This window comes from Pseudomonas sp. H1_F01 (assembly GCF_054681425.1).
In genome coordinates this window covers 5142995-5163990 of sequence record NZ_CP162823.1, presented here as the reverse complement: position 1 = coordinate 5163990, position 20996 = coordinate 5142995, and the positions used below count along the sequence as shown (strand labels likewise).

Below are 20996 nucleotides of genomic sequence, written 5' to 3'. Positions count from 1 at the left end.
AGATCCCTGTGGGAGCGAGCTTGCTCGCGATGAGGCCCTAAAGGGCACCAAAGATCACTTGGAAAGAAACCGCATCCCTTCCTCCAACCCCCGCAAGGTCAGCGGGTACATCCGGTCCTCGACCAACTCGCGCACGATGTTGGTCGAGGCGGTATAGCCCCAGGTGTCCTTGGGGTACGGATTGATCCAGATGAGCTTCTTGTACTTCTCCATGAAGCGCTGCATCCACACATAACCGGCTTCTTCGTTCCAGTGTTCGACGCTACCGCCGGCCTGGGTGATTTCATAAGGCGCCATGGCGGCATCGCCGATGAAGATCACTTTGTAGTCGGCGCCGTACTTGTGCAGCAAGTCCTGGGTCGAGGTGCGCTCCGAGGTGCGGCGCAGGTTGTTCTTCCACACCGATTCGTAGACGAAGTTGTGGAAGTAGAAATACTCCAGGTGCTTGAACTCGGTCTTGCAGGCCGAGAACAGTTCTTCGCAGATCTTCACGTGGGCATCCATCGAGCCACCGATGTCGAACAGCAGCAACAACTTGACGGTGTTGCGTCGTTCCGGGCGCATCTGGATGTTCAGAAGACCGGCATCGCGGGCGGTGTGGTCGATGGTGCCGTCGATGTCCAGCTCTTCGGCCGCACCCTGGCGAGCGAACTTGCGCAGGCGGCGCAGGGCGATCTTGATGTTGCGGGTGCCCAATTCCACCTGGTCGTCGAGGTTCTTGTACTCGCGCTGGTCCCAGACCTTCACGGCCTTGCCCTGGCGCTTGCCGGCGTCGCCGACCCGGATACCTTCGGGGTTGAAGCCGCCGGAGCCGAACGGGCTGGTCCCGCCGGTGCCGATCCACTTGTTGCCGCCGGCATGGCGTTCCTTCTGCTCTTCCAGGCGCTTCTTGAACTCTTCGATCAGCTTGTCCAAGCCACCGAGGGACTGGATCTGTGCCCGCTCTTCGTCGGTCAGCGAACGCTCGAATTCCTTGCGCAACCAGTCTTCGGGAATCAGCGCCTGGAGGTGATCGTCGAGTTTCTCCAGGCCGTTGAAGTAGGCGGCGAACGCCCGGTCGAACTTGTCGAAATGCCGTTCGTCCTTCACCAGGATCGCCCGGGACAGGTAATAGAACTCGTCCATGTCGGCGAAGATCACCCGCTGTTTCAGCGCGTTGATCAGGTCCAGCAGTTCGCGCACCGACACGGGCACCTTGGCGGCGCGCATCTCATTGAACAGGTTAAGCAGCATGGCAATCGCCCTCGCTCTTGTTAGACGAAGAGGATCAGCGAGTGCCGCGACGGCTCATGAACGCCAGGCGCTCGAGCAATTGCACGTCCTGTTCGTTCTTGACCAGGGCGCCGGCCAGCGGTGGGATGGCCTTGGTCGGATCACGTTCGCGCAGCACCGCTTCGCCGATGTTGTCGGCCATCAGCAGCTTGAGCCAGTCCACCAGTTCGGAGGTGGAAGGCTTTTTCTTCAGGCCCGGCACCTTGCGCACGTCGAAGAACACGTCCAGCGCTTCGCTGACCAGGTCCTTCTTGATGTCCGGGTAATGCACGTCGACGATTTTCTGCAGGGTGACGCGGTCGGGGAAGGCGATGTAGTGGAAGAAGCAGCGGCGCAGAAACGCGTCCGGCAGTTCCTTTTCGTTGTTGGAGGTAATGATGATGATCGGCCGTTGCTTGGCCTTGATGGTTTCGTCGGTCTCGTAGACGTAGAACTCCATCTTGTCGAGTTCCTGCAGCAGGTCGTTGGGGAACTCGATGTCGGCCTTGTCGATTTCGTCGATCAGCAGGATCACCCGCTCCTCGGACTCGAACGCTTCCCAGAGCTTGCCCTTCTTCAGGTAGTTGCGCACGTCGTGGACCTTGTCCACGCCCAGCTGCGAGTCCCGCAGACGGCTGACCGCGTCGTACTCGTAGAGGCCCTGGTGGGCCTTGGTGGTGGACTTGATGTGCCAGGTAATCAGGCGCGCGCCAAAGGACTCGGCCAGTTGTTCGGCCAGCATGGTCTTGCCGGTGCCCGGTTCGCCCTTGACCAGCAATGGTCGCTCCAGGGTGATGGCGGCGTTCACGGCCAGTTTCAGGTCATCGGTGGCCACGTAGGCGCTGGTGCCTTCGAACTTCATCTGCAATTCCTCGAACGGTGTCGCCGGCCTGGCGAGGCGGGGCGCGCTAAATAAATATCGTGCCCGACTATAACGCGGCGCCCCGCCGACTGTGAACGCAGACGCTGTATTCAGTCTCTGAATGGGGCGTCACATGTTGACTCGGTTTCGGCGCCTTGCCAGTATTGCGTATCGCCAATTTGGCGATACGCTTCCGGGTTCATGTTTTTACTTACGGTCAGCCGCTCTTGTGGCGAGGGAGCTTGCTCCCGCTCGAGTGCGCAGCGCTCGCAGACTTTTGGGGCCGCTTCAGCCCAGCGGGAGCAAGCTCCCTCGCCACAGGGGTACCACATTCGAAGTGATGACGGGCCGGGCGCTGTCATTGATCATCAAGGAAGCGCTGGACTGGGTCAGCGCCCATCAAGCGCAACTGCTGGAGGATTGGCAACGATGCTACCCATGAAACGGCCGCGGCTGTCGGCTGTGCAGGTCTTATTACCGTTCAGTCTCGAATTGACGTTCATTGATGGGCAGCGGCTGACACTGGACATGAGCGCCGATGTGCAACGTTATCCGGGCTTGCAGCCTTTGCTTGAAGAGGGCGCGTTTGGAGGCGCGAGTCTGGGGGACGATGGCTGGAGCGTGGAATGGCCCGAACCGGATATCCAGATCGGTGCCGATACCCTTTATCTGGATGCACTGGCGCAGAACGCCGTGGATGAAAATACCCGCATTTTCATCAATTGGCGCGCCCGCACCGGCTTGTCTTTGAACAAGGCCGCCGAAGCGCTTGGGGTCAGCGCTCGCAGCATCACTCGCTACAGCAGCGGTCGCGAGGCTGTGCCGCGTTCGCTGGCCTTGGCATGCCTGGGCTGGGACTCATTGCAGCATGGAGCGGGAATAGCGGCAGCAGAAGCGCCCGGCCGCTACACCGTCACGCGCAAGCCCTAGTCGGTCGACGGCGGCGGTTGTTCATAACGGGCATTGAAGGCCTCGACGAAACCATTGCGCAGGATCTGCAGGAAGGCTTCGAAGGCGCTGATGTCCTGCTGGTGAACATTGCCGCTGAGTTCCACCCGGGTGGCGAACTGGTTCTTGCGCTGGTTCTTGAGGGCCGTTTCGCCCGTGCCGACCAAGGCTTCCCAGACCGAGCGGAAGATGTTCTTGTTCTGGTTTTCCACGTCCTGCTGCCAGTCGAACACATCGACATCGCGCAGCAGTGGCTTGATGTAGCCGCTGAGCTTGCCGTTGTCGGCTTGCGCCTCGATCACCAGGTCGCCGTGGCCGGCATTGAAATCGAACTTGCCATAAGCCCCGGCGAAGTCGTTCAGGCGCTTGAGTTCGATGTTCCTGGCACGCAGGCGGAAATCGAACTCCTCGAAGTTGCTCAAGGGGTCGAAGGTGGCCTGCATTTCCAATGGCGCGTGTTCGGCCACCAGGGCCTTGCCCTCGAAACGGGCGTCGCGCTTGCCTTTGGTGTCGACCACGTTGGTCAGGTTGTAGAAGCTGGCGTTGACCTCGGTGGCCCGCAGGTTGACCGGCGGCTTGGAGTTGAAATTGCGAAAGGTGACCTTGCCATCCCGGATGCGCACTTCGTTGAGGGTAATGGGCAGCAATTTGCTCAATTGTTCGCGCCAGTTGGTGCCCTGGCCGGTCTGGGAGTTCTGGCGGTTGGCGCCGCCGTCGACAAAGTTCACTTCGGCGCGGGCGAATTCAACCTCGGCGACCACCGCATGGTCGTACCACAGCGAGTGCCAGCTCACAGACAGGTCCACCCGCGGTGCGCTGACGAACGGCACCGGGACCTTGCCGTCGACCTTGACGATTTCCAGGCCATTGATCCGGTAGGCACCGCGCCACAGGGCCAGGTCCACGTCGGTGATCCGGCCGCGATAATCGCCCATGTCGGCCAGTTTGTCGTTCAGGTAGTCGCGTACCAGATAAGGCAAGGTGAAATGCAGGGCCACCAGCACCGCGGCGATGGCGGCGAAAACCCACAATGGCCAACGGTATCGACGCTTCATGTCAGTCAGTCTCCAGCGTTTGTTGAGGGAGCGCCTTCTAATGCCATTGACTGCTGCAACAACGGGAACGTTCGGTGCAACTGGACGCCCATGGGCAACAGGCATACCTTTAAAGGCTTACATTCCCGCTGCATCAAGGACCCAGCCATGAGCCGTATATTCGCTGACAACGCCCATTCCATCGGTAATACGCCGCTGGTGCAGATCAACCGCATTGCCCCGCGCGGTGTGACCATCCTGGCCAAGATCGAGGGGCGTAACCCAGGGTATTCGGTCAAGTGCCGGATCGGCGCGAACATGATCTGGGACGCTGAAAGCTCGGGCAAACTCAAGCCGGGCATGACCATCGTCGAACCAACTTCTGGCAACACCGGGATCGGCCTGGCGTTCGTCGCCGCCGCCCGTGGCTACAAGCTGATGCTGACCATGCCCGCCTCCATGAGCATTGAGCGACGCAAGGTGCTCAAGGCCCTGGGAGCGGAACTGGTGCTCACCGAGCCGGCGAAGGGCATGAAAGGGGCCATCGACAAAGCCACCGAGATCATGGCCAGCGATCCAGCCAAATACTTCATGCCGCAGCAGTTCGATAACCCGGCGAACCCGGCGATCCACGAAAAAACCACCGGCCCGGAAATCTGGAACGACACCGACGGCGCGGTGGACGTGCTGGTGGCCGGCGTGGGCACCGGCGGCACCATCACCGGCGTTTCGCGGTACATCAAGAACACCTGTGGCAAACCGATCCTGTCGGTGGCAGTCGAACCCGAGGTTTCGCCGGTAATTACCCAGGCGATGGCGGGCCAGGAGATCAAGCCCAGCCCCCACAAGATCCAGGGGATCGGCGCCGGGTTCGTGCCGAAGAACCTTGACCTGTCGATCGTTGACCTGGTCGAGCGGGTCTCTGACGACGAGTCCAAGGCCATGGCCCTGCGCTTGATGCAGGAGGAGGGCATCCTCTGCGGGATCTCTTGTGGCGCGGCGATGGCCGTGGCCGTGCGCCTGGCGGAAAAACCGGAGATGCAGGGCAAGACCATCGTCGTGATCCTGCCGGATTCGGGCGAGCGGTACTTGTCGAGCATGTTGTTCAGTGATCTGTTTACCGAGCAGGAGATCCAGCAGTAACTGTCTGCAGGATGTGGCAGGCGGTTAAATCGCATTTGGAAAGGGTGTTGACGGGCGTCAGCCACAGTTCAGGTCACGCATGGTAAGAAGGAAATTATTGCGTGATCCTCAACAGTGAATGTTGCGCCAGACGGTTTCCTGGCCAGGCCATGATCTATAACATGGCCGGCCGCTGCGCTGGGCTGGTGGTGTTGCGTAAGGTGTTTTTGGACAAGGAGTTATAAAATGACCGTTTCGTTCGTCGCCAAGGCCTCGGTGTTGCTGCTGTTTTTGGGCAGTACGCTGTATGTGCATTTGCGTGGCAAGGCGCGTTTGCCGGTGTTGCGTCAGTTCGTCAACCACTCGGCGCTGTTCGCCCCCTATAACACCTTGATGTACCTGTTCTCCGGCGTGCCCTCGAGACCTTACCTGGACCGCAGCAAGTTTCCCGAACTGGATGTGCTCAAGGACAACTGGCAAGTCATCCGCGATGAGGCCATGCACCTGTTCGACGAGGGCTACATTCGCGCTGCCGAGAAGAACAACGACGCGGGTTTCGGCTCGTTCTTCAAGAAGGGCTGGAAACGTTTTTACCTCAAGTGGTACGACAAACCGCTGCCGTCGGCCGAGCTGCTGTGCCCCAGGACGGTCGCGCTGGTCAGCCAGATCCCCAATGTCCGGGGCGCCATGTTTGCCCTGCTGCCGGGTGACAGCCATCTGAATCCCCACCGAGACCCTTTCGCCGGTTCGTTGCGTTATCACCTGGGGCTGTCCACTCCCAATTCCGACGACTGCCGGATCTTCGTCGATGGTCAGATCTACGCCTGGCGCGACGGCGAAGACGTCATGTTCGATGAAACCTATGTGCACTGGGTCAAGAACGAAACCCCGCAGACCCGCGTGATTCTGTTCTGTGATGTCGAGCGACCCTTGAAAAGCCGGTTGATGACCCGTCTCAACCGCACCATCAGCGCGTTCCTCGGCCGCGCCACCGCGCCACAGAACCTGGATGATGAACACGTCGGTGGCATCAACCGGGCCTATGCCTGGAGCAAATCGTTCAGCGACGGCATCAGTGGCCGGGTCAAGCAATTCAAACGCAAGCATCCCAAGGCCTACCGGGTGATGCGGCCCGTGTTGGCAGTGGTGGTGCTGACGGCGCTTGGCTATTGGTTGTTCGGTTAAATATTGCGTTGTCCATCGGGCGCTGGTTATAGTCAGCGCTCTTCGGGTTTTCGAACCCGCTCCTTCAAGAGATCGGCTCATGCCTGCATCCCCTGTCATCGCGGTCGTGGTTCCAGCGTTCAACGCTGGCGTCGTGCCGTGTGGGAGCCAGCAGCCTGCGCAGATCGGTCAATACCCTCCACCTGTCCGTAGCTCATCGGTGTACGCCGTCGTATCACCGCCGGGTGTTGGCATTCAGGGCTGATCGGCAACGGTTGCCTATCCCCTGTGCCCGCCTGAAAAAAACTACTGGACTTCAGCCTCGGCTGAGTTGGCTTTTTGCCTGACTACAGGTGGTATCCATGTTTTCCCTTTCCAAAAACGCCTTGTTGGCGGCGGCTTCCACGAGCCTGTTCGTTTTGCTGTGGAGCAGTGGGGCGATCTTTTCCAAGCTGGGCCTGGCCCACGCTTCTCCCTTCGCCTTTTTGCTGATCCGTTTTGCCATTGCGCTGTCGGCGCTGGTGCTGTTGATTCCGTTGCTCAAGTTCAAGCTGCCCAAGACCGGCAAGCCGATGCTGTACGCGGCGACCACCGGGTTGGTGCTGCTGGGCGCCTATCAGATTTTTTATCTGCTGGCGCTGCAAATGAGTGTCACGCCGGGGGTCATGGCAACCCTGATGGGCGTGCAACCGATCCTGACCGTGGTGCTCATGGAACGGCAGCGTTCCTGGTCGCGGATGTTCGGCTTGATGCTGGGGTTGGTCGGGTTGATCATGGTGGTGTACCAGGGCATCGGCCTGGCCGGCATGTCCCTGGCCGGGATGATCTGCGGGTTGCTGGCACTGGTGAGCATGACGGCCGGTTCGATCATGCAGAAGCGCATCACCGACAACCCCTTGGGCACGCTGCCGGTGCAGTACCTGGCCGGGCTGGTGCTGTGCGCGGTGTTCGTGCCGTTCCAACCGTTTCACTTCGAGTACAGCACGGGGTTTTTCGTGCCGGTGTTGTGGATGGGGCTGGTGGTGTCGGTGCTGGCGACATTGCTGCTGTACCGACTGATCGCCCGCGGCAACCTGGTGAATGTCACCAGCCTGTTCTACCTGGTGCCGGCGGTGACGGCGATCATGGATTACCTGGTGTTTGGCAACCGGCTGGCGTTGTTGAGCTTGCTGGGGATGGTGCTGATCATCGTGGGGTTGGTGTTTGTGTTTCGTAAAAGTCGCTGAGCTTTGGCTGCTCGTTGACTGAGCAACCGCCATCGCGGGTAAGCCTTGCTCCCACAGGTTATGTGTAGTCCTTGTGGGAGCAAGGCTTGCCCGCGATGGCATCTTGCGCCGCGCCGATGAATTACCGGGCAGACACCTCAGCCGGTTTCACCACCCCAGGCTTGAGCACCAACCACAACGCCGCCGCAATCAACACCCCGCCATACAGATGCGCCATCCCCAACGGCTCATCCAGCAACAACGCCCCCCACAGCACGCCGAACGGCGGAATCAGGAAGGTCACGGTCATGGATTTGACCGGGCCGATGGAACTGAGCAGGCGGAAATAAAGGATGTACGCCAGCGCAGTACACACCAGACCCAGCCCCAGCAGCGACAACCAGACGCTCCAGCCACCCCAGCTGGCCGGTGGTTGGCTGATGACGCTGTAGCCAAACAGCGGCAGCAAGAACACCGTGGCGCCGAACATGCTGCCCAGGGCCGAGAGACGACTGTCCAAGCCACCTTGCTGATCGAGCCAGCGCCGGGTGAGGAAACCGGCAAAGCCGTAGCAGGTCGTGGCCAGCAGGCAGGCAAGGGCGCCCATCAGCAGTTGCAGGTCGAACGCTACCGGGCCGGCGCGGGTCAGGATGCCGACGCCGAACAGGCCCAGGCAGACACCGCTGACCTTGGCTGGGGTGAGTTTTTCGCTGAAGAACAAGCCGCCGATCAACACCCCCATCAACGGCGTGGTGGCGTTGAAGATCGCCGAGTAACCGGCCGGCAGCACCTGGGCCGCCAACGAATAGAACGTGGCCGGAATGCCCGAGTTGATCAGGCCCAGCCCCATCACGACTTTGAGCTTGCCGCGAAAATTCCAGTCGACGCGCATCAGGGCCAGGATCACCAACAGCCCGACGAAGGCGATGGACACGCGAAAAAAAGCAGTGGGGATTGTGCCAATGACGGGGGCGATAATGCGCATGAACAGGAAACTGGCGCCCCATATAGCGGCCAGTGACAGTAAACGCAGGATATCGACGAGGTTCACGAGTCATTCCTTCCTTGATTGGGCGGCAAGTGTCGCCGCCCTGAATAGCGATGGCAATGGTTGCGTTGCCGCGTGATTGGCCTCTAAGCTCAGTCGCCAATAACAAGCATGACCCGCCGAGGTTTACCCTATGCCGCAGCCATGGCCCGCCATCGAAATCGCCCGTTCGATCCTCGACGGCTTCGACGATTATCGTGAGCATTTCCGGCAGATCACCGACGGCGCCCGCGCCCGGTTCGAGCAGGCGCTGTGGCTGGAGGCGCAAGCGGCTTCGGCGGCGCGCATCAACTTGTATGAAGAAAAAGTCTTCGAAACCGTTGCCAGGCTGCACAAGGCCTTCGATGACGAAACCCTGATGGACGTGAGCTGCTGGCCGCTGGTCAAGAGCGCCTACATCAGCCTGATCGACCTGCGCTTCGACGATGAGCTGTCGGAAACCTGGTACAACTCGATCTTCTGCGGGTTGTTCAGCCACGACCTGATCAGCGACGGCACCATGTTCATCCATACCACCCGGCCCAGCCTGCGCCGGGCCCGTGCCGCCCAGACCCGCACCTACAAACCCCAGGGGCAGTTGGATCGGATGCTGGCGAGCGTGTTCGCCGATTACCGTTTCAGCGAGGACTACGCCGACTTGCCGGGTGACCTGCGGCGCCTCGAAGCGCAGTTGCGCGAGAACCTGCCGGACTGGGTCTGCAAGGACCCTGAGCTGACGGTTGAGTTGTTTTCTTCAGTGCTCTATCGCAACAAGGGCGCCTACCTGGTGGGTCGGATCTACACCCGTGAGGACCAATGGCCGTTGGTGATTCCGCTGTTGCACCGCGAGGGCCGGGGTATCCAGATCGATGCGCTGATTACCGACGAGGCGCAGGTGTCGATCATCTTCTCGTTCACCCGCTCATACTTCATGGTGGACGTGCCGGTGCCGGCGGAATTCATCGGCTTTCTCAAGCGCATCCTGCCGGGCAAGCACATCGCCGAGTTGTACACCTCCATCGGTTTCTACAAGCATGGCAAGTCCGAGTTCTACCGAGCGTTGATCAACCACCTGGCGAACACCGACGACCAATTCATCATGGCCCCGGGTGTGCGCGGCATGGTCATGAGCGTGTTCACCCTGCCGGGCTTCAACACGGTGTTCAAGATCATCAAGGACCGTTTCTCGCCGTCGAAAAACGTCGACCGGGCCACTGTGATCGAGAAGTACCGCCTGGTGAAAAGCGTCGACCGGGTCGGGCGCATGGCCGATACCCAGGAATTCGCCGATTTTCGTTTTCCCCTGAGCAAGTTCGAGCCGGCGTGCCTGGAGGAACTGCTGGAAGTGGCGCCGTCCACGGTGTCGGTGGAAGGCGACACGGTGCTGATTCGTCACTGCTGGACCGAACGACGCATGACGCCGCTGAACCTGTACCTGGAAAACGCCAACCAGGACCAGGTGCGCGAGGCGCTGGAAGACTATGGCCTGGCCATCAAGCAACTGGCGGCGGCCAATATCTTCCCCGGCGACATGCTGCTCAAGAACTTCGGCGTGACCCGCCACGGCCGCGTGGTGTTCTACGACTACGATGAAATCTGCTTCCTGACCGAAGCCAACTTCCGCCACATCCCCCAACCCCGCACACCGGAAGACGAAATGGCCTCCGAGCCCTGGTATTCCATCGGCCCGCTGGACGTCTTCCCCGAAGAGTTCCCGCCGTTCCTGTTCGCCGACGCCGGGCAGCGCAAGCTGTTCGACCAGTTGCACGGCGAGTTGTACAACGCCGACTATTGGAAAGGCCTGCAAGAGGCGATCCGGGCGGGGAAGGTGATCGATGTGTTCCCGTATCGGCGCAAGGACCTGGACAACGAATAACCCTTTGGGACGCTCCGCGTCCCAAAGGGCCGAACGCAGAGCGTCCGTTGAGGCATTCCCACGCGGAGCGTGGGAACGAGCCAAAACCTGTGGGAGCAAAGCTTGCTCGCGATACAGGCGCCTCGGTCCCCCGGGAGACCGCGTCATCTTCATCGCGGGCAAGCCTTGCTCCCACATGTACGCAAATCTGCGACAATCGCCCCCTGCTCAAACCGACGACCCTTGCGTACCTGATGACTGACCAAGCCCCCGCTATCGACAAGCTGCTGAAAAACCTCGACCACGCCATGCTCGCCGACCGTCACCGGTTGCGGCGCCAGTTGCTCGAGCTGCGCAAGAAGCCCGACGAGGCCAAGCTGGCCCAGTGGGTGACGCGCATGCAGGCGTCGTGCGATCAGGTGTTGGCGCGCAAGGCGAGCCTGCCGCTGATTCGCTACGACGATAATTTGCCGATTGCCGCCAAGCGCGACGAAATCAAGGACGCGCTGCTCAAGCACCAGGTGCTGATCATTGCCGGCGAAACCGGCTCGGGCAAAACCACGCAGTTGCCGAAGATCTGCCTGGAAATCGGTCGTGGCCAGCATGGCTTGATCGGCCACACCCAGCCGCGGCGGATCGCCGCGCGCAGTGTGGCGAGCCGGGTGGCCGAGGAACTGGCCACGCCGTTGGGCGCGCTGGTGGGTTATCAGGTGCGGTTCGAGGACCAGAGCGACGCCAACACCCTGATCAAGCTGATGACCGACGGCATCCTGCTGGCCGAGACCCAGAACGACCGCTACCTCGAGCGCTACGACACGATCATCGTCGACGAAGCCCACGAACGCAGCCTGAACATCGACTTCCTGCTCGGCTACCTCAAGACCCTGCTGCCGCGCCGTCCGGACCTGAAAGTCATCATCACCTCGGCGACCATCGACCTGGAGCGCTTCTCCAAGCATTTCGATGACGCGCCGATTGTGGAAGTCTCGGGCCGCACCTTCCCGGTGGAAACCTGGTATCGCCCGCTGACCCTGGAGCAAGACGAGGAAGGCAACCGGGTCGAAGACGACTTGACCGTCGACCAGGCAATCCTCGCCACCCTCGACGAAATCGCCGCCTACGAGCGCAGCGAGCGGCGCAGCCCTGGGGACGTGCTGGTGTTCCTGCCGGGCGAGCGGGAAATTCGCGACGCGGCGGAGATGCTGCGCAAGGCCCAGCTCAAGCACACCGAGATTCTGCCGCTGTATGCACGCCTGTCGCCGGCTGAACAGCAGCGGATCTTTCAGTCCCATCCGGGCCGTCGCGTGGTGCTGGCGACCAACGTCGCCGAAACCTCGCTGACCGTGCCGGGCATCCGCTACGTGATCGACAGCGGCACCGCGCGCATCAGCCGCTACAGCTATCGGGCCAAGGTCCAGCGCTTGCCCATCGAAGCCATTTCCCAGGCCAGCGCCAACCAGCGCAAGGGCCGCTGCGGGCGGGTCGAGCCGGGGATCTGCGTGCGGTTGTACAGCGAAGAAGATTTTCTTGGACGGCCGGAATTCACCGACCCGGAAATCCTGCGCACCAACTTGGCGGCGGTGATCCTGCAGATGCTGCACCTGCGTCTCGGCGAGATCACCGATTTCCCGTTCATCGAGCCGCCGGATGGCAAGGCCATCAGTGACGGTTTCAACCTGCTGCAAGAATTGTCGGCGGTGGACCGCAACAGCCAGTTGACCCCGCTCGGTCGCCAGTTGGCGCGCCTGCCGGTGGACCCGCGCATGGGCCGCATGCTGTTGGAAGCGGCGAAGCTGGGCAGTTTGCAGGAAGTGCTGATCGTCGCCAGCGCCATGTCGATCCAGGACCCGCGCGAGCGTCCGCCGGAGCGCCAACAGGCGGCGGACCAGGCCCACGCCCAGTGGAAGGACGCGGATTCGGACTTCGCCGGGCTGGTCAACCTGTGGCGCGGTTTCGAAGAGCAGCGCCAGGCCCTGACCGCCAGCCCGCTGCGCAACTGGTGCCGCAAGAACTTCCTCAATTACCTGCGCCTGCGCGAGTGGCGTGATTCCCATCGGCAGTTGAGCCTGATCTGCCGCGACATGCAGCTGAGCCTCAACAAAGAACCGGCCGACTTCCCGAAATTGCACAAGGCGGTGCTCTCGGGCCTGTTGAGCCAGATCGGCCAGAAAACCGAAGATGGCGACTACCTCGGTGCTCGCCAGCGGCGGTTCTGGGTCCACCCCTCGTCGGGCCTGGGCAAGAAGCGTCCGCAATGGCTGATGACCGCCGAGTTGGTGGAAACCACCAAGCTGTATGCGCGCATGGTCGCCAAGATCGAACCGGACTGGATCGAACCGCTGGCCGGGCACCTGATCAAGAAAAACCACTTCGAACCCCATTGGGAGAAGAAGCGCGGGCAGGTGGTGGCCTATGAGCAAATCACTCTGTTCGGGCTCATCGTCGTTGGTCGTCGACCGGTGCACTATGGGCCGGTGGACCCGGTGGTCTCCCGTGAACTGTTCATCCGCGAGGCGTTGGTGCGCGGCGAGATCCAGTCCAGGGCCAAGTGCCTGAGTGCCAATACCAAACTGCTGGAACAACTCGACGAGCTGGAAGCCAAGGCCCGTCGCCGCGACATCCTGGCGGACGAGGAAACCCTGTTTGCCTTCTACGACGCGCGCTTGCCGGCCGAGATCCATCAGACCGCGACGTTCGACAGCTGGTACCGGATCAACAGCCAGAAAGACCCGCAACTGCTGATCATGCGCGAAGAAGACGTGCTGGCCCGCGAAGCCAGTGAAGTCACCGCCGCGCATTACCCGGACACCTTGCGCGTCGGCGACCTGACCTTGCCGCTGAGTTATCACTTCGAGCCCAACCATCCCCGCGATGGCGTGACCCTGCGAGTGCCGGCGCCACTGCTGCCGATGCTGCCGCCGGAACGCCTGGAATGGCTGGTGCCGGGGGTGATCGAAGCCAAGTGCATCGCCCTGGTGCGCAACCTGCCCAAGGCCTTGCGCAAGAACTTCGTGCCGGTGCCGGATTTCGTCAAGGCGGCGCTGCAGCGCATCACCTTCGCCGAGGGCTCTTTGCCGCAGTCCCTGGGCCGTGAGCTGCTGCGCATGACCGGGGCGCGGGTCAGTGACGAAGCCTGGACCGAAGCGGCCCAGCAGGTGGAAAGCCACCTGCGCATGAACCTGGAAATCGTCGACGGCCAAGGCAAGTTCCTCGGCGAGGGTCGTGACCTGGCCGAGCTGACGGCGCGTTTTGCCGAAGCCAGCCAGGCCGCCCTGGCCGTACCGCAAACGGCGAAAAGCCAGGCACCGGTGGAGGCGAAGGTCTTCGCCCCGGTGGCCGAGAAAACCCAACAGAAGATCGCCGGGCTGTCGATGACGGTCTACCCGGCGCTGGTGGAAGAGGGCGGCGTGGTCAAGGAAGGGCGTTTCCCAACCCCGGCCGAAGCCGAGTTCCAGCATCGCCGCGCCTTGCAGCGCTTGTTGATGCAGCAAGTGGCCGAGTCGGCCAAGTTCCTGCGCGGCAAGCTGCCCGGGCTGACGGAGCTGGGCCTGCTGTACCGCGACCTGGGCCGCATCGACAGCCTGGTGGAAGACATCCTGCTCGCCAGCCTCGACAGTTGTGTGCTTGAAGGCGAAGCGAGTCTGCCCCGTGACGGCGCCGCGCTGGCCACCCTGGCCGAGCGCAAGCGCGGCGGCTGGACCGAGCACGCCGAACGCCTGGCGAAGCTGACCCTGGACATCCTCAAGCTCTGGCATGGCCTGCAAAAACGCTTCAAGGGCAAGATCGACCTGGCCCAGGCCGTGGCGCTGAACGACATCAAGCAGCAACTCAGCCACCTGGTGTACCCGGGCTTCGTCCGCGAAACCCCACATCAATGGCTCAAGGAACTGCCGCGCTACCTCAAGGCCATCGAGCAACGCTTCGAGAAGCTCGGTAGCCAGGTGCAGAAGGACAGGGTCTGGAGCGGCGAGCTGTCGAACCTCTGGGCCCAATACCAGGCCCGCGCCAGCAAACACGCCCAGGAAGGCAAGCGCGATCCGCAACTGGAGCTGTACCGCTGGTGGCTGGAGGAATACCGGGTGTCGCTGTTCGCCCAGCAACTGGGGACCAAGGTGCCGATCTCGGACAAGCGCCTGGGCAAGCAGTGGGGGCAGGTGGAGGGTTGATGGCAAAACCCGTCAACTCCTGTGAAACCCCTGTGGGAGCGAGCTTGCTCGCGATAGCGGTGTATCAGTCAACATCAATGCTGGCTGAACCAGCGCTATCGCGAGCAAGCTCGCTCCCACAGGGTATGGTGTTGTAGTGAAGGGAGAATGGGCCAAACGCCAGCGTTTATGGCAAACTTCGCGGCTATAAATGCCGGTCCCGTGGTTTTGAGCTTCAATGCCCCGGGCGGATCGGAATAAAGCGATGCCAGGGCTGCTTCCCCGGATGGGAAAAGTCCCTTTGTGTATTGGTACGTCGGTGCCAATGCTTTCTGCCTGAACAGATCAGAGACACGACCATGCATAACGTCGTCATCAGCGGCACCGGCCTGTACACCCCGGCCAACAGCATCTCCAACGAAGAGCTGGTGCAATCTTTCAATACCTATGTCGCGCAATTCAACGCCGACAACGCCGACGCCATCGCGCGCGGTGAAGTCGAGGCCTTGACCGAATCCAACGCGGCGTTCATCGAAAAGGCCTCCGGCATCAAGAGCCGCTTTGTCATGGACAAGGACGGCATTCTCGATCCACAACGCATGACCCCACGCTTGCCCGAGCGCTCCAACGACGAGTGGTCGGTGCTGTGCGAAATGGCCATCGGTGCCGCGAAGCAGGCCCTGGAGCGCGCCGGGCGCACCGTCGCCGACATCGACGGGGTGATCGTCGCCTGTTCCAACCTGCAGCGCCCGTATCCGGCCATCGCCATCGAGGTCCAGGAAGCCCTGGGTATCGAAGGTTTCGGTTTCGACATGAACGTGGCCTGTTCCTCGGCCACTTTCGGCATCCAGGCAGCGGCCAACAGCGTGCAACTGGGCCAGGCCCGGGCGATCCTGATGGTCAACCCGGAAGTGTGCACCGGTCACCTGAACTTCCGCGATCGCGACAGCCACTTCATCTTCGGCGACGCGGCCACCGCCGTGATCATCGAGCGGGCGGACCTGGCGACTTCGCCGTACCAGTTCGACGTGGTCAGCACCAAGCTGCTGACCAAGTTCTCCAACAACATCCGCAACAACTTCGGCTTCCTCAACCGCGCCGCGCAAGAGGGCGCCGGTAGCCGCGACAAGTTGTTCGTCCAGGAAGGCCGCAAGGTGTTCCGCGACGTCTGCCCGATGGTGGCCGAGCTGATCGGCGCCCACCTGGAAGAAAACCAGCTGAACGTAGGCGAGGTGAAGCGCTTCTGGCTGCACCAGGCCAACCTGAGCATGAACCACTTGATCGTGCGCAAACTGCTGGGACGCGAAGCCACCGAAGAGGAAGCACCGGTGATCCTCGACCGCTACGCCAACACCAGTTCGGCCGGTTCGGTGATTGCGTTCCACAAATACCAGGATGACCTGCCCAGCGGCTCGGTCGCCGTGCTCAGTTCGTTCGGCGCCGGTTATTCGATTGGCAGCGTGATTTTGCGCAAGCGTTGATCCACTTTAGCGGCCAGAGGATTTATTCCTGCTGGCCTATGGCCTATGGCCTATGGCTTGTGGAACCTGTGGGAGCAAAGCTTGCTCGCGATGCAGGCGCCTCGGTTTCCCGGAAGACCGCGTCACCTTCATCGCGGGCAAGCCTTGCTCCCACAAGCCTTGCTCCCACAAGCTGCAACAACCGCGATCCATCCAGCAATAGGGCGTTGAATGACGGTCACCGATGACAGCCTCCTGCTCCAACGTCTCCTGGCCGGTGAGCAGCAGGCCTACAGGGAACTGGTCAGCGCCTACCAGAGCCCGATGCGCGCCGTGGCCTATGCCATTGTCGGCAGTCGCCATGTCGACGAAGTGGTGCAGGACGCGTGGCTGTCGGTGGTGCGCAATCTCAGTGGGTTCCAGGGGCGTTCCAGCCTCAAGACCTGGCTGTTGACCATCACCGCCAACGCCGCCAAAGGGCGCTACAAGCAGAACCGCCGGGAGGTGTTGCTCGACGATCTGCCGTCACCCCATGGCACCCTCGGCGATGATCGTTTCGCCGCCGATGGTCATTGGCTGCTGGCGCCGTTCGCCTGGCACCAGGACACGCCTGAGGCGCTGCTCACGATGGAGGAATTACGCGATTGCCTGGAGCACACATTGCTCAGCCTGTCGGAACTGCAAGGCAGCGTGCTGAACCTGCGGGAACGCCAGGGGCTGGAGCTGGAAGAAATCTGTAATCTTCTGGATATTTCGCTCTCCAATGTGCGAGTGCTGTTGCATCGCGCCCGGCTGAAAGTCTTCGCGACCGTTGAACATTTCGAGGAAACCGGCGAATGCTGACCTGCAAGGAACAAGTGGCGCGCTCCAGCGATTATCTCGACGGCCAGTTAAGTTTTCGTGAACGCCTGATGGTGCGTCATCACCTGATGTTCTGCCCCAACTGCCGGCGTTTTATCCGCCAGATGCGCCTGATGCAGGCGACCCTCAGGAAACTGCCGCAACCGCCGATCCCCGACCTGGATCACCTCGCCGAGAAACTCGCCGCCGAGCGCCGCAGAAACATCCGCTAAACCGCGATACACACCAACCCCCTGTGGGAGCGAGCAAGCTCGCTCCCACAGGTTCTCCATGGCTGGATTTGTTATTCCCATTCGAAGTAAAAAGTTCCGCTGTCATAAAATCTTTATGTGATAGCAACTCGCCTGACACAACCCGTCGCCAAGATCCCCTCCCAACACCAGCGGGCCCAGTTCCGCGTGTTTTCTAACGCATAGACTACCAACAGGGGAATTCTTCGATGATCCGCAAGCACTTCGCAGGTGTTGCCGCCAGCGCACTGGCAATGGCAGTAACCGCCCAGGCTTTCGCCGGCACCGTCACTACCGATGGCGCCGATATCGTAGTCAAAACCAAGGGCGGCCTTGAGGTCGCTACCACTGACAAAGAGTTCAGCTTCAAGCTCGGTGGTCGTCTGCAGGCTGACTACAGCCAGTTCGATGGTATCTACACCGACAACGGTAAATCGGCCGACGCCGCTTACATCCGTCGCGCCTTCCTGGAACTGTCCGGCGTGCTGTACACGGATTGGGCCTACACCATCAACTACGACATGTCCCACAACAGTGGCGACTCCGATAACGGCTACTTCGACGAAGCGTCCCTGGCCTATAACGGCTTCAAGCCGGTCTCGATCAAGGTCGGTCGTTTTGACCCCGATTTCGGCCTGGAAAAAGCCACCAGCTCCAAGTGGGTGACTGCACCTGAGCGTAACGCCGCCTACGACCTGATCGACTGGGCCAACAGCCATCAGAACGGCCTGGGCATCCAAGCTTCCAGCACCTTCGCCGATTCGTTCTATGCCTCGGCTGGCGTGTTCAGCAAGGACACCGACGACACCGACGGCGACAGCGTCAAGCAAGTCAACGGTCGCTTTGTATTCGCACCGATGCACGAAGCCGGCAACGTGCTGCACTTCGGTTTGAACGTGGCCTCGCGTGACGTTTCGGACACCGCGTTCGACGCACGTTACCGCTCCCGCCTGGGCATGCGTGGCGTTGAAACCCTGGGTGGCAACGACGCCGGCCCTAACGGCAACCGTCCGGTCCTGGGCGGCGCCAACAACTCGCCGGCCGGTTCGTACGACACTGACACCGCCTTCGGCCTGGAAGCCGCTTTCGCCATGGGTCCTGCGTCGATCCAGGGTGAGTACATCTCCCGCAAGACCAAGGCTGACAGCGCCGCCTTCGAAGACATCAAAGGCCACGGCTTCTACGTCCAGGGTGCCTACACCCTCACCGGTGAATCCCGCGGCTATAAAGTCGGCAAGTTTGACGCGATCAAGCCTCAGAACAAATCCATCGGCGCCTGGGAAGTGTTCTACCGCTTCGACAGCATGACCGTCGAAGACGACAACATCACCACTGCCTCGGCGACTCGTGAAGTAGGCGATGCCGAAGCCAAGGTGCACAACCTGGGCGTGAACTGGTACGCCAACGAAGCGGTGAAAATCTCCGCTGCCTACATCAAGGCCAAGACCGACAAAGTCACCAACGCCAATGGCGACGACGATGGCGACGGTTTTGTGATGCGTGCCCAGTACGTGTTCTAAATCGCGTTGACTTGATACACCGCTCTGACTTCATCCGTTAAAGCGCTCCTTTGAACCCCGCCTCTGGCGGGGTTTTTTTATGTGCGCCCGGTCAGGATCGGCGATACTCGCTCCATCCGTCGTCTGGCTATCGAGGAATCGCATGCCGCTTCACGTCTTGGACAGCCTGTCCGCCATCGCGCCGCCCGAGTGGGACGCGCTGGTGCCCGCCAATCAACCGTTCCTGCGCCACGCCTTCCTGAGCACCCTGGAAGACAGTGCCAGCCTGGGCCCGCAATCCGGTTGGCAAGCCGAGCATTTGCTGCACATTGAAGACGGTCATCTGCTGGCGGCCTTGCCCAGTTACCGCAAGTGGCATTCCTACGGCGAATACGTGTTCGACCACGCCTGGGCCGACGCTTGCGCCCGCGCCGGCATCGACTATTACCCCAAGCTGTTGACGGCGGTGCCGTTCAGTCCGGTCAGTGGCCCTCGGCTGTTGGCGGCGCGAGTGGAGGACGGCCTGGAGCTGCTGGGCAGCATACCCGGATACCTGGAAATCGAAGGGCTCTCCAGTGCCCACATCAACTTCACCGATGCCTTCACCGACGTGGCGCTTGCCGGGCAAGAAGGCTGGCTGCAGCGGATCGGCTGCCAGTATCACTGGCAGAATCGCGGTTATCGCGACTTCCAGGATTTTCTCGATGCGCTCAGTTCCCGCAAGCGCAAGCAGATGCGCAAGGAGCGTGAGCAAGTGGCGGGGCAGGGCATCGCGTTCGAATGGCTCGAAGGTCATCAGTTGGACGAGGCGCAGTGGGATTTTGTCTACGCCTGTTACGCCAACACCTACGCGATACGACGGCAGGCGCCTTACTTGACCCGAGCGTTTTTCAGCCTGCTGGCCGAACGCATGCCCGAGGCCATTCGCGTGGTGCTGGCCAAGCAAGGTTCGCGGCCGGTGGCGATGGCGTTCAGCCTGGTGGGTGGCGACAGTTTCTACGGACGTTATTGGGGCTGTCTGGCGGAGTTCGATCGCCTGCACTTCGAGACCTGTTTCTATCAAGGCATGGACTACGCGATTGCCCATGGCTTGCAGCGTTTTGACGCCGGCGCCCAGGGTGAGCACAAATTGATTCGCGGGTTCGAGCCGGTGATTACCCGCTCATGGCATTACCTGCGCCACCCTGGTTTGAAAGCGGCGGTCGAAGATTTTCTCGCCCGGGAACAGGAGGGTGTGCTGGCGTATGCCGAAGAGGCGAAAACAGCACTGCCTTATCGGCAGTGCTGATTTTCGCGGGTGTGACTCAGCGGTTTTCCTGGCCCAGCCAGCGGTACGAGACACCGCCGATGACGGCACCCAGCAGCGGCGCTACCCAGAACAGCCACAGTTGCTCGATGGCCCAGCCACCGACAATCAGCGCCGGACCGGTACTGCGGGCCGGGTTGACGGACGTGTTGGTGACCGGAATCGAGATCAGGTGAATGAGCGTCAGGGCCAGGCCGATGGCAATCGGTGCCAACCCGACAGGCGCACGTTTATCGGTGGCGCCGAGGATGATCAGGATGAACATCGCCGTCATGACCAGCTCGGTGACAAAACCGGTTGCCATCGAATACCCACCCGGCGAATGCTCGCCATAACCGTTCGCTGCCAGGCCGGACGCGGCCAGGTCAAAGCCTTCCTTGCCGCTGGCGATGAAGTAGATCAACGCGGCGGCCAGTACACCCCCTATGACTTGGGCAACGATGTAGGCAGGCAACTCCCTGGCCGGAAACCGCCCGCCCACGTACAAGCCCACCGACACCGCCGGGTTCAGGTGGCAACCCGAGATATGCCCGATGGCGAATGCCATGGTCAACACCGTCAGGCCGAACGCCAGGGCAACCCCCAGCACGCCAATCCCGGAGGCGGCCAATACCGCGCTGCCGCAGCCGCCCAATACCAGCCAGAACGTACCCAACAACTCAGTCGTTGAACGTTTGAGTAAAGACATAAGCTTCCTTGATAAAACAGTCGTGATAATCGGTTATGCATCCAGCAGTATTACGACAGGTTCATCTCCAGAACCTGGGCTGAGTACAGCAGAGTGCTGCAACAAATCCAGCGACAAAAAAACCGCCAGCGTCATGGACGGTGGCGGTTTTGGCCGTGGTCGAGGGGGAGTATGTCGTTGCGGTGCGGGCTAAATGGATCCTGGACAGAATTTTTCAGAATGGCGCTCGGACACTGGGCTGTGGGAGCAAAGCTTGCTCGCGATACAGGCGCCTCGGGCCATCCGGGAGACCGCGTTATCTTCATCGCGGGCAAGTCTTGCTCCCACACGACCCCACAC

16 protein-coding genes and 1 pseudogene are annotated in these 20996 nt (G+C 61.2%); 12 read left to right on the top strand and 5 right to left on the bottom strand.

From position 1 onward, the window contains the following. Positions 1–54: 54 nt before the first annotated feature. Together AB4O09_RS23225 and AB4O09_RS23220 are read right to left on the bottom strand one after the other, a co-directional pair. The gene (locus AB4O09_RS23225; RefSeq protein ID WP_003198888.1) at positions 55–1233 is read right to left on the bottom strand and encodes a vWA domain-containing protein; all 1179 of its coding nucleotides are present in this window, start codon (positions 1231–1233) and stop codon (positions 55–57) included. Between the two features lie 34 nt (positions 1234–1267). Beyond that, positions 1268–2113: an AAA family ATPase gene (locus AB4O09_RS23220; protein ID WP_003184225.1), complete on the bottom strand. Its 846-nt coding sequence runs from the start codon at positions 2111–2113 to the stop codon at positions 1268–1270. A 328-nt stretch (positions 2114–2441) separates the two neighbouring features. Between AB4O09_RS23220 and AB4O09_RS23215 the strand changes: the two are divergent. After that, positions 2442–2555: pseudogene (locus AB4O09_RS23215) on the top strand (DUF4160 domain-containing protein); the annotation flags it as partial. After that, positions 2543–3043 (top strand): DUF2442 domain-containing protein, encoded by a 501-nt coding sequence (locus AB4O09_RS23210; protein WP_003198890.1) that lies wholly within the window; start codon positions 2543–2545, stop codon positions 3041–3043. The pseudogene AB4O09_RS23215 and the gene AB4O09_RS23210, both read left to right, overlap by 13 nt. Here the strand turns inward: AB4O09_RS23210 and AB4O09_RS23205 are convergent. After that, positions 3040–4116, bottom strand: coding sequence for a DUF748 domain-containing protein (locus tag AB4O09_RS23205; RefSeq protein ID WP_003198892.1), 1077 nt, complete (start codon positions 4114–4116; stop codon positions 3040–3042). The genes AB4O09_RS23210 and AB4O09_RS23205 overlap by 4 nt on opposite strands. Before the next feature lie 147 nt (positions 4117–4263). On the opposite strand from AB4O09_RS23205, the gene cysK reads away from it, so the two are divergent. The 3 genes from cysK (at position 4264) to AB4O09_RS23190 (ending at position 7607) form a co-directional block, all read left to right on the top strand. Then, entirely contained in the window at positions 4264–5238 is a 975-nt protein-coding gene (gene cysK, locus AB4O09_RS23200; RefSeq protein ID WP_003198893.1) for a cysteine synthase A, read from the top strand. A gap of 225 nt (positions 5239–5463) precedes the next feature. After that, positions 5464–6402 (top strand): aspartyl/asparaginyl beta-hydroxylase domain-containing protein, encoded by a 939-nt coding sequence (locus AB4O09_RS23195; protein WP_003198894.1) that lies wholly within the window; start codon positions 5464–5466, stop codon positions 6400–6402. A gap of 341 nt (positions 6403–6743) precedes the next feature. After that, positions 6744–7607, top strand: a complete 864-nt coding sequence (locus AB4O09_RS23190) for a DMT family transporter (protein ID WP_013692498.1) — start codon at positions 6744–6746, stop codon at positions 7605–7607. A 121-nt stretch (positions 7608–7728) separates the two neighbouring features. On the opposite strand, the gene AB4O09_RS23185 is transcribed toward AB4O09_RS23190, so the two are convergent. Further along, complete coding sequence (locus AB4O09_RS23185) at positions 7729–8637, bottom strand: DMT family transporter (RefSeq protein WP_003198898.1); 909 nt, start codon at positions 8635–8637, stop codon at positions 7729–7731. A 130-nt stretch (positions 8638–8767) separates the two neighbouring features. Here AB4O09_RS23185 and aceK point away from each other — a divergent pair, with 130 nt between their 5' ends. The 7 genes from aceK (at position 8768) to AB4O09_RS23150 (ending at position 19951) form a co-directional block, all read left to right on the top strand. Further along, on the top strand, positions 8768–10489 hold the full coding sequence (gene aceK, locus AB4O09_RS23180) for a bifunctional isocitrate dehydrogenase kinase/phosphatase (RefSeq protein ID WP_003198900.1): 1722 nt from the start codon (positions 8768–8770) through the stop codon (positions 10487–10489). Positions 10490–10722: 233 nt separating this feature from the next. After that, a complete protein-coding gene (gene hrpA, locus AB4O09_RS23175) occupies positions 10723–14634 on the top strand; it encodes an ATP-dependent RNA helicase HrpA (RefSeq protein ID WP_460107550.1) in 3912 nt (1303 codons plus the stop codon). Between the two features lie 338 nt (positions 14635–14972). After that, the gene (locus AB4O09_RS23170; protein WP_003198905.1) at positions 14973–16094 is read left to right on the top strand and encodes a beta-ketoacyl-ACP synthase III; all 1122 of its coding nucleotides are present in this window, start codon (positions 14973–14975) and stop codon (positions 16092–16094) included. Between the two features lie 210 nt (positions 16095–16304). After that, positions 16305–16916 (top strand): RNA polymerase sigma factor, encoded by a 612-nt coding sequence (locus AB4O09_RS23165; protein WP_003198907.1) that lies wholly within the window; start codon positions 16305–16307, stop codon positions 16914–16916. Next, entirely contained in the window at positions 16910–17146 is a 237-nt protein-coding gene (locus tag AB4O09_RS23160; RefSeq protein WP_003198910.1) for an anti-sigma factor family protein, read from the top strand. The genes AB4O09_RS23165 and AB4O09_RS23160 overlap by 7 nt, the downstream gene beginning before the upstream one ends. Positions 17147–17373: 227 nt before the next feature. Further along, positions 17374–18684, top strand: coding sequence for an OprO/OprP family phosphate-selective porin (locus tag AB4O09_RS23155; RefSeq protein ID WP_003198912.1), 1311 nt, complete (start codon positions 17374–17376; stop codon positions 18682–18684). Between the two features lie 142 nt (positions 18685–18826). Then, positions 18827–19951 (top strand): GNAT family N-acetyltransferase, encoded by a 1125-nt coding sequence (locus AB4O09_RS23150; RefSeq protein ID WP_460107547.1) that lies wholly within the window; start codon positions 18827–18829, stop codon positions 19949–19951. Between the two features lie 16 nt (positions 19952–19967). Here AB4O09_RS23150 and aqpZ read toward each other — a convergent pair whose 3' ends face one another. Beyond that, positions 19968–20657 (bottom strand): aquaporin Z, encoded by a 690-nt coding sequence (gene aqpZ / locus AB4O09_RS23145; RefSeq protein ID WP_053162063.1) that lies wholly within the window; start codon positions 20655–20657, stop codon positions 19968–19970. Positions 20658–20996 lie beyond the last annotated feature (339 nt).

Excerpts from the sequence above, each read along its gene's own strand:
- AB4O09_RS23220 (WP_003184225.1), bottom strand. The coding sequence starts at position 2,113 with ATGAAGTTCGAAGGCACCAGCGCCTACGTGGCCACCGATGACCTGAAA.
- AB4O09_RS23210 (WP_003198890.1), top strand. The coding sequence starts at position 2,543 with ATGCTACCCATGAAACGGCCGCGGCTGTCGGCTGTGCAGGTCTTATTA.
- AB4O09_RS23155 (WP_003198912.1), top strand. The coding sequence starts at position 17,374 with ATGATCCGCAAGCACTTCGCAGGTGTTGCCGCCAGCGCACTGGCAATG.
- AB4O09_RS23205 (WP_003198892.1), bottom strand. The coding sequence starts at position 4,116 with ATGAAGCGTCGATACCGTTGGCCATTGTGGGTTTTCGCCGCCATCGCC.
- AB4O09_RS23190 (WP_013692498.1), top strand. The coding sequence starts at position 6,744 with ATGTTTTCCCTTTCCAAAAACGCCTTGTTGGCGGCGGCTTCCACGAGC.
- AB4O09_RS23170 (WP_003198905.1), top strand. The coding sequence starts at position 14,973 with ATGCATAACGTCGTCATCAGCGGCACCGGCCTGTACACCCCGGCCAAC.
- aqpZ (WP_053162063.1), bottom strand. The coding sequence starts at position 20,657 with ATGTCTTTACTCAAACGTTCAACGACTGAGTTGTTGGGTACGTTCTGG.
- AB4O09_RS23150 (WP_460107547.1), top strand. The coding sequence starts at position 18,827 with ATGCCGCTTCACGTCTTGGACAGCCTGTCCGCCATCGCGCCGCCCGAG.
- hrpA (WP_460107550.1), top strand. The coding sequence starts at position 10,723 with ATGACTGACCAAGCCCCCGCTATCGACAAGCTGCTGAAAAACCTCGAC.
- AB4O09_RS23195 (WP_003198894.1), top strand. The coding sequence starts at position 5,464 with ATGACCGTTTCGTTCGTCGCCAAGGCCTCGGTGTTGCTGCTGTTTTTG.
- aceK (WP_003198900.1), top strand. The coding sequence starts at position 8,768 with ATGCCGCAGCCATGGCCCGCCATCGAAATCGCCCGTTCGATCCTCGAC.
- AB4O09_RS23225 (WP_003198888.1), bottom strand. The coding sequence starts at position 1,233 with ATGCTGCTTAACCTGTTCAATGAGATGCGCGCCGCCAAGGTGCCCGTG.
- AB4O09_RS23165 (WP_003198907.1), top strand. The coding sequence starts at position 16,305 with ATGACGGTCACCGATGACAGCCTCCTGCTCCAACGTCTCCTGGCCGGT.
- AB4O09_RS23160 (WP_003198910.1), top strand. The coding sequence starts at position 16,910 with ATGCTGACCTGCAAGGAACAAGTGGCGCGCTCCAGCGATTATCTCGAC.
- cysK (WP_003198893.1), top strand. The coding sequence starts at position 4,264 with ATGAGCCGTATATTCGCTGACAACGCCCATTCCATCGGTAATACGCCG.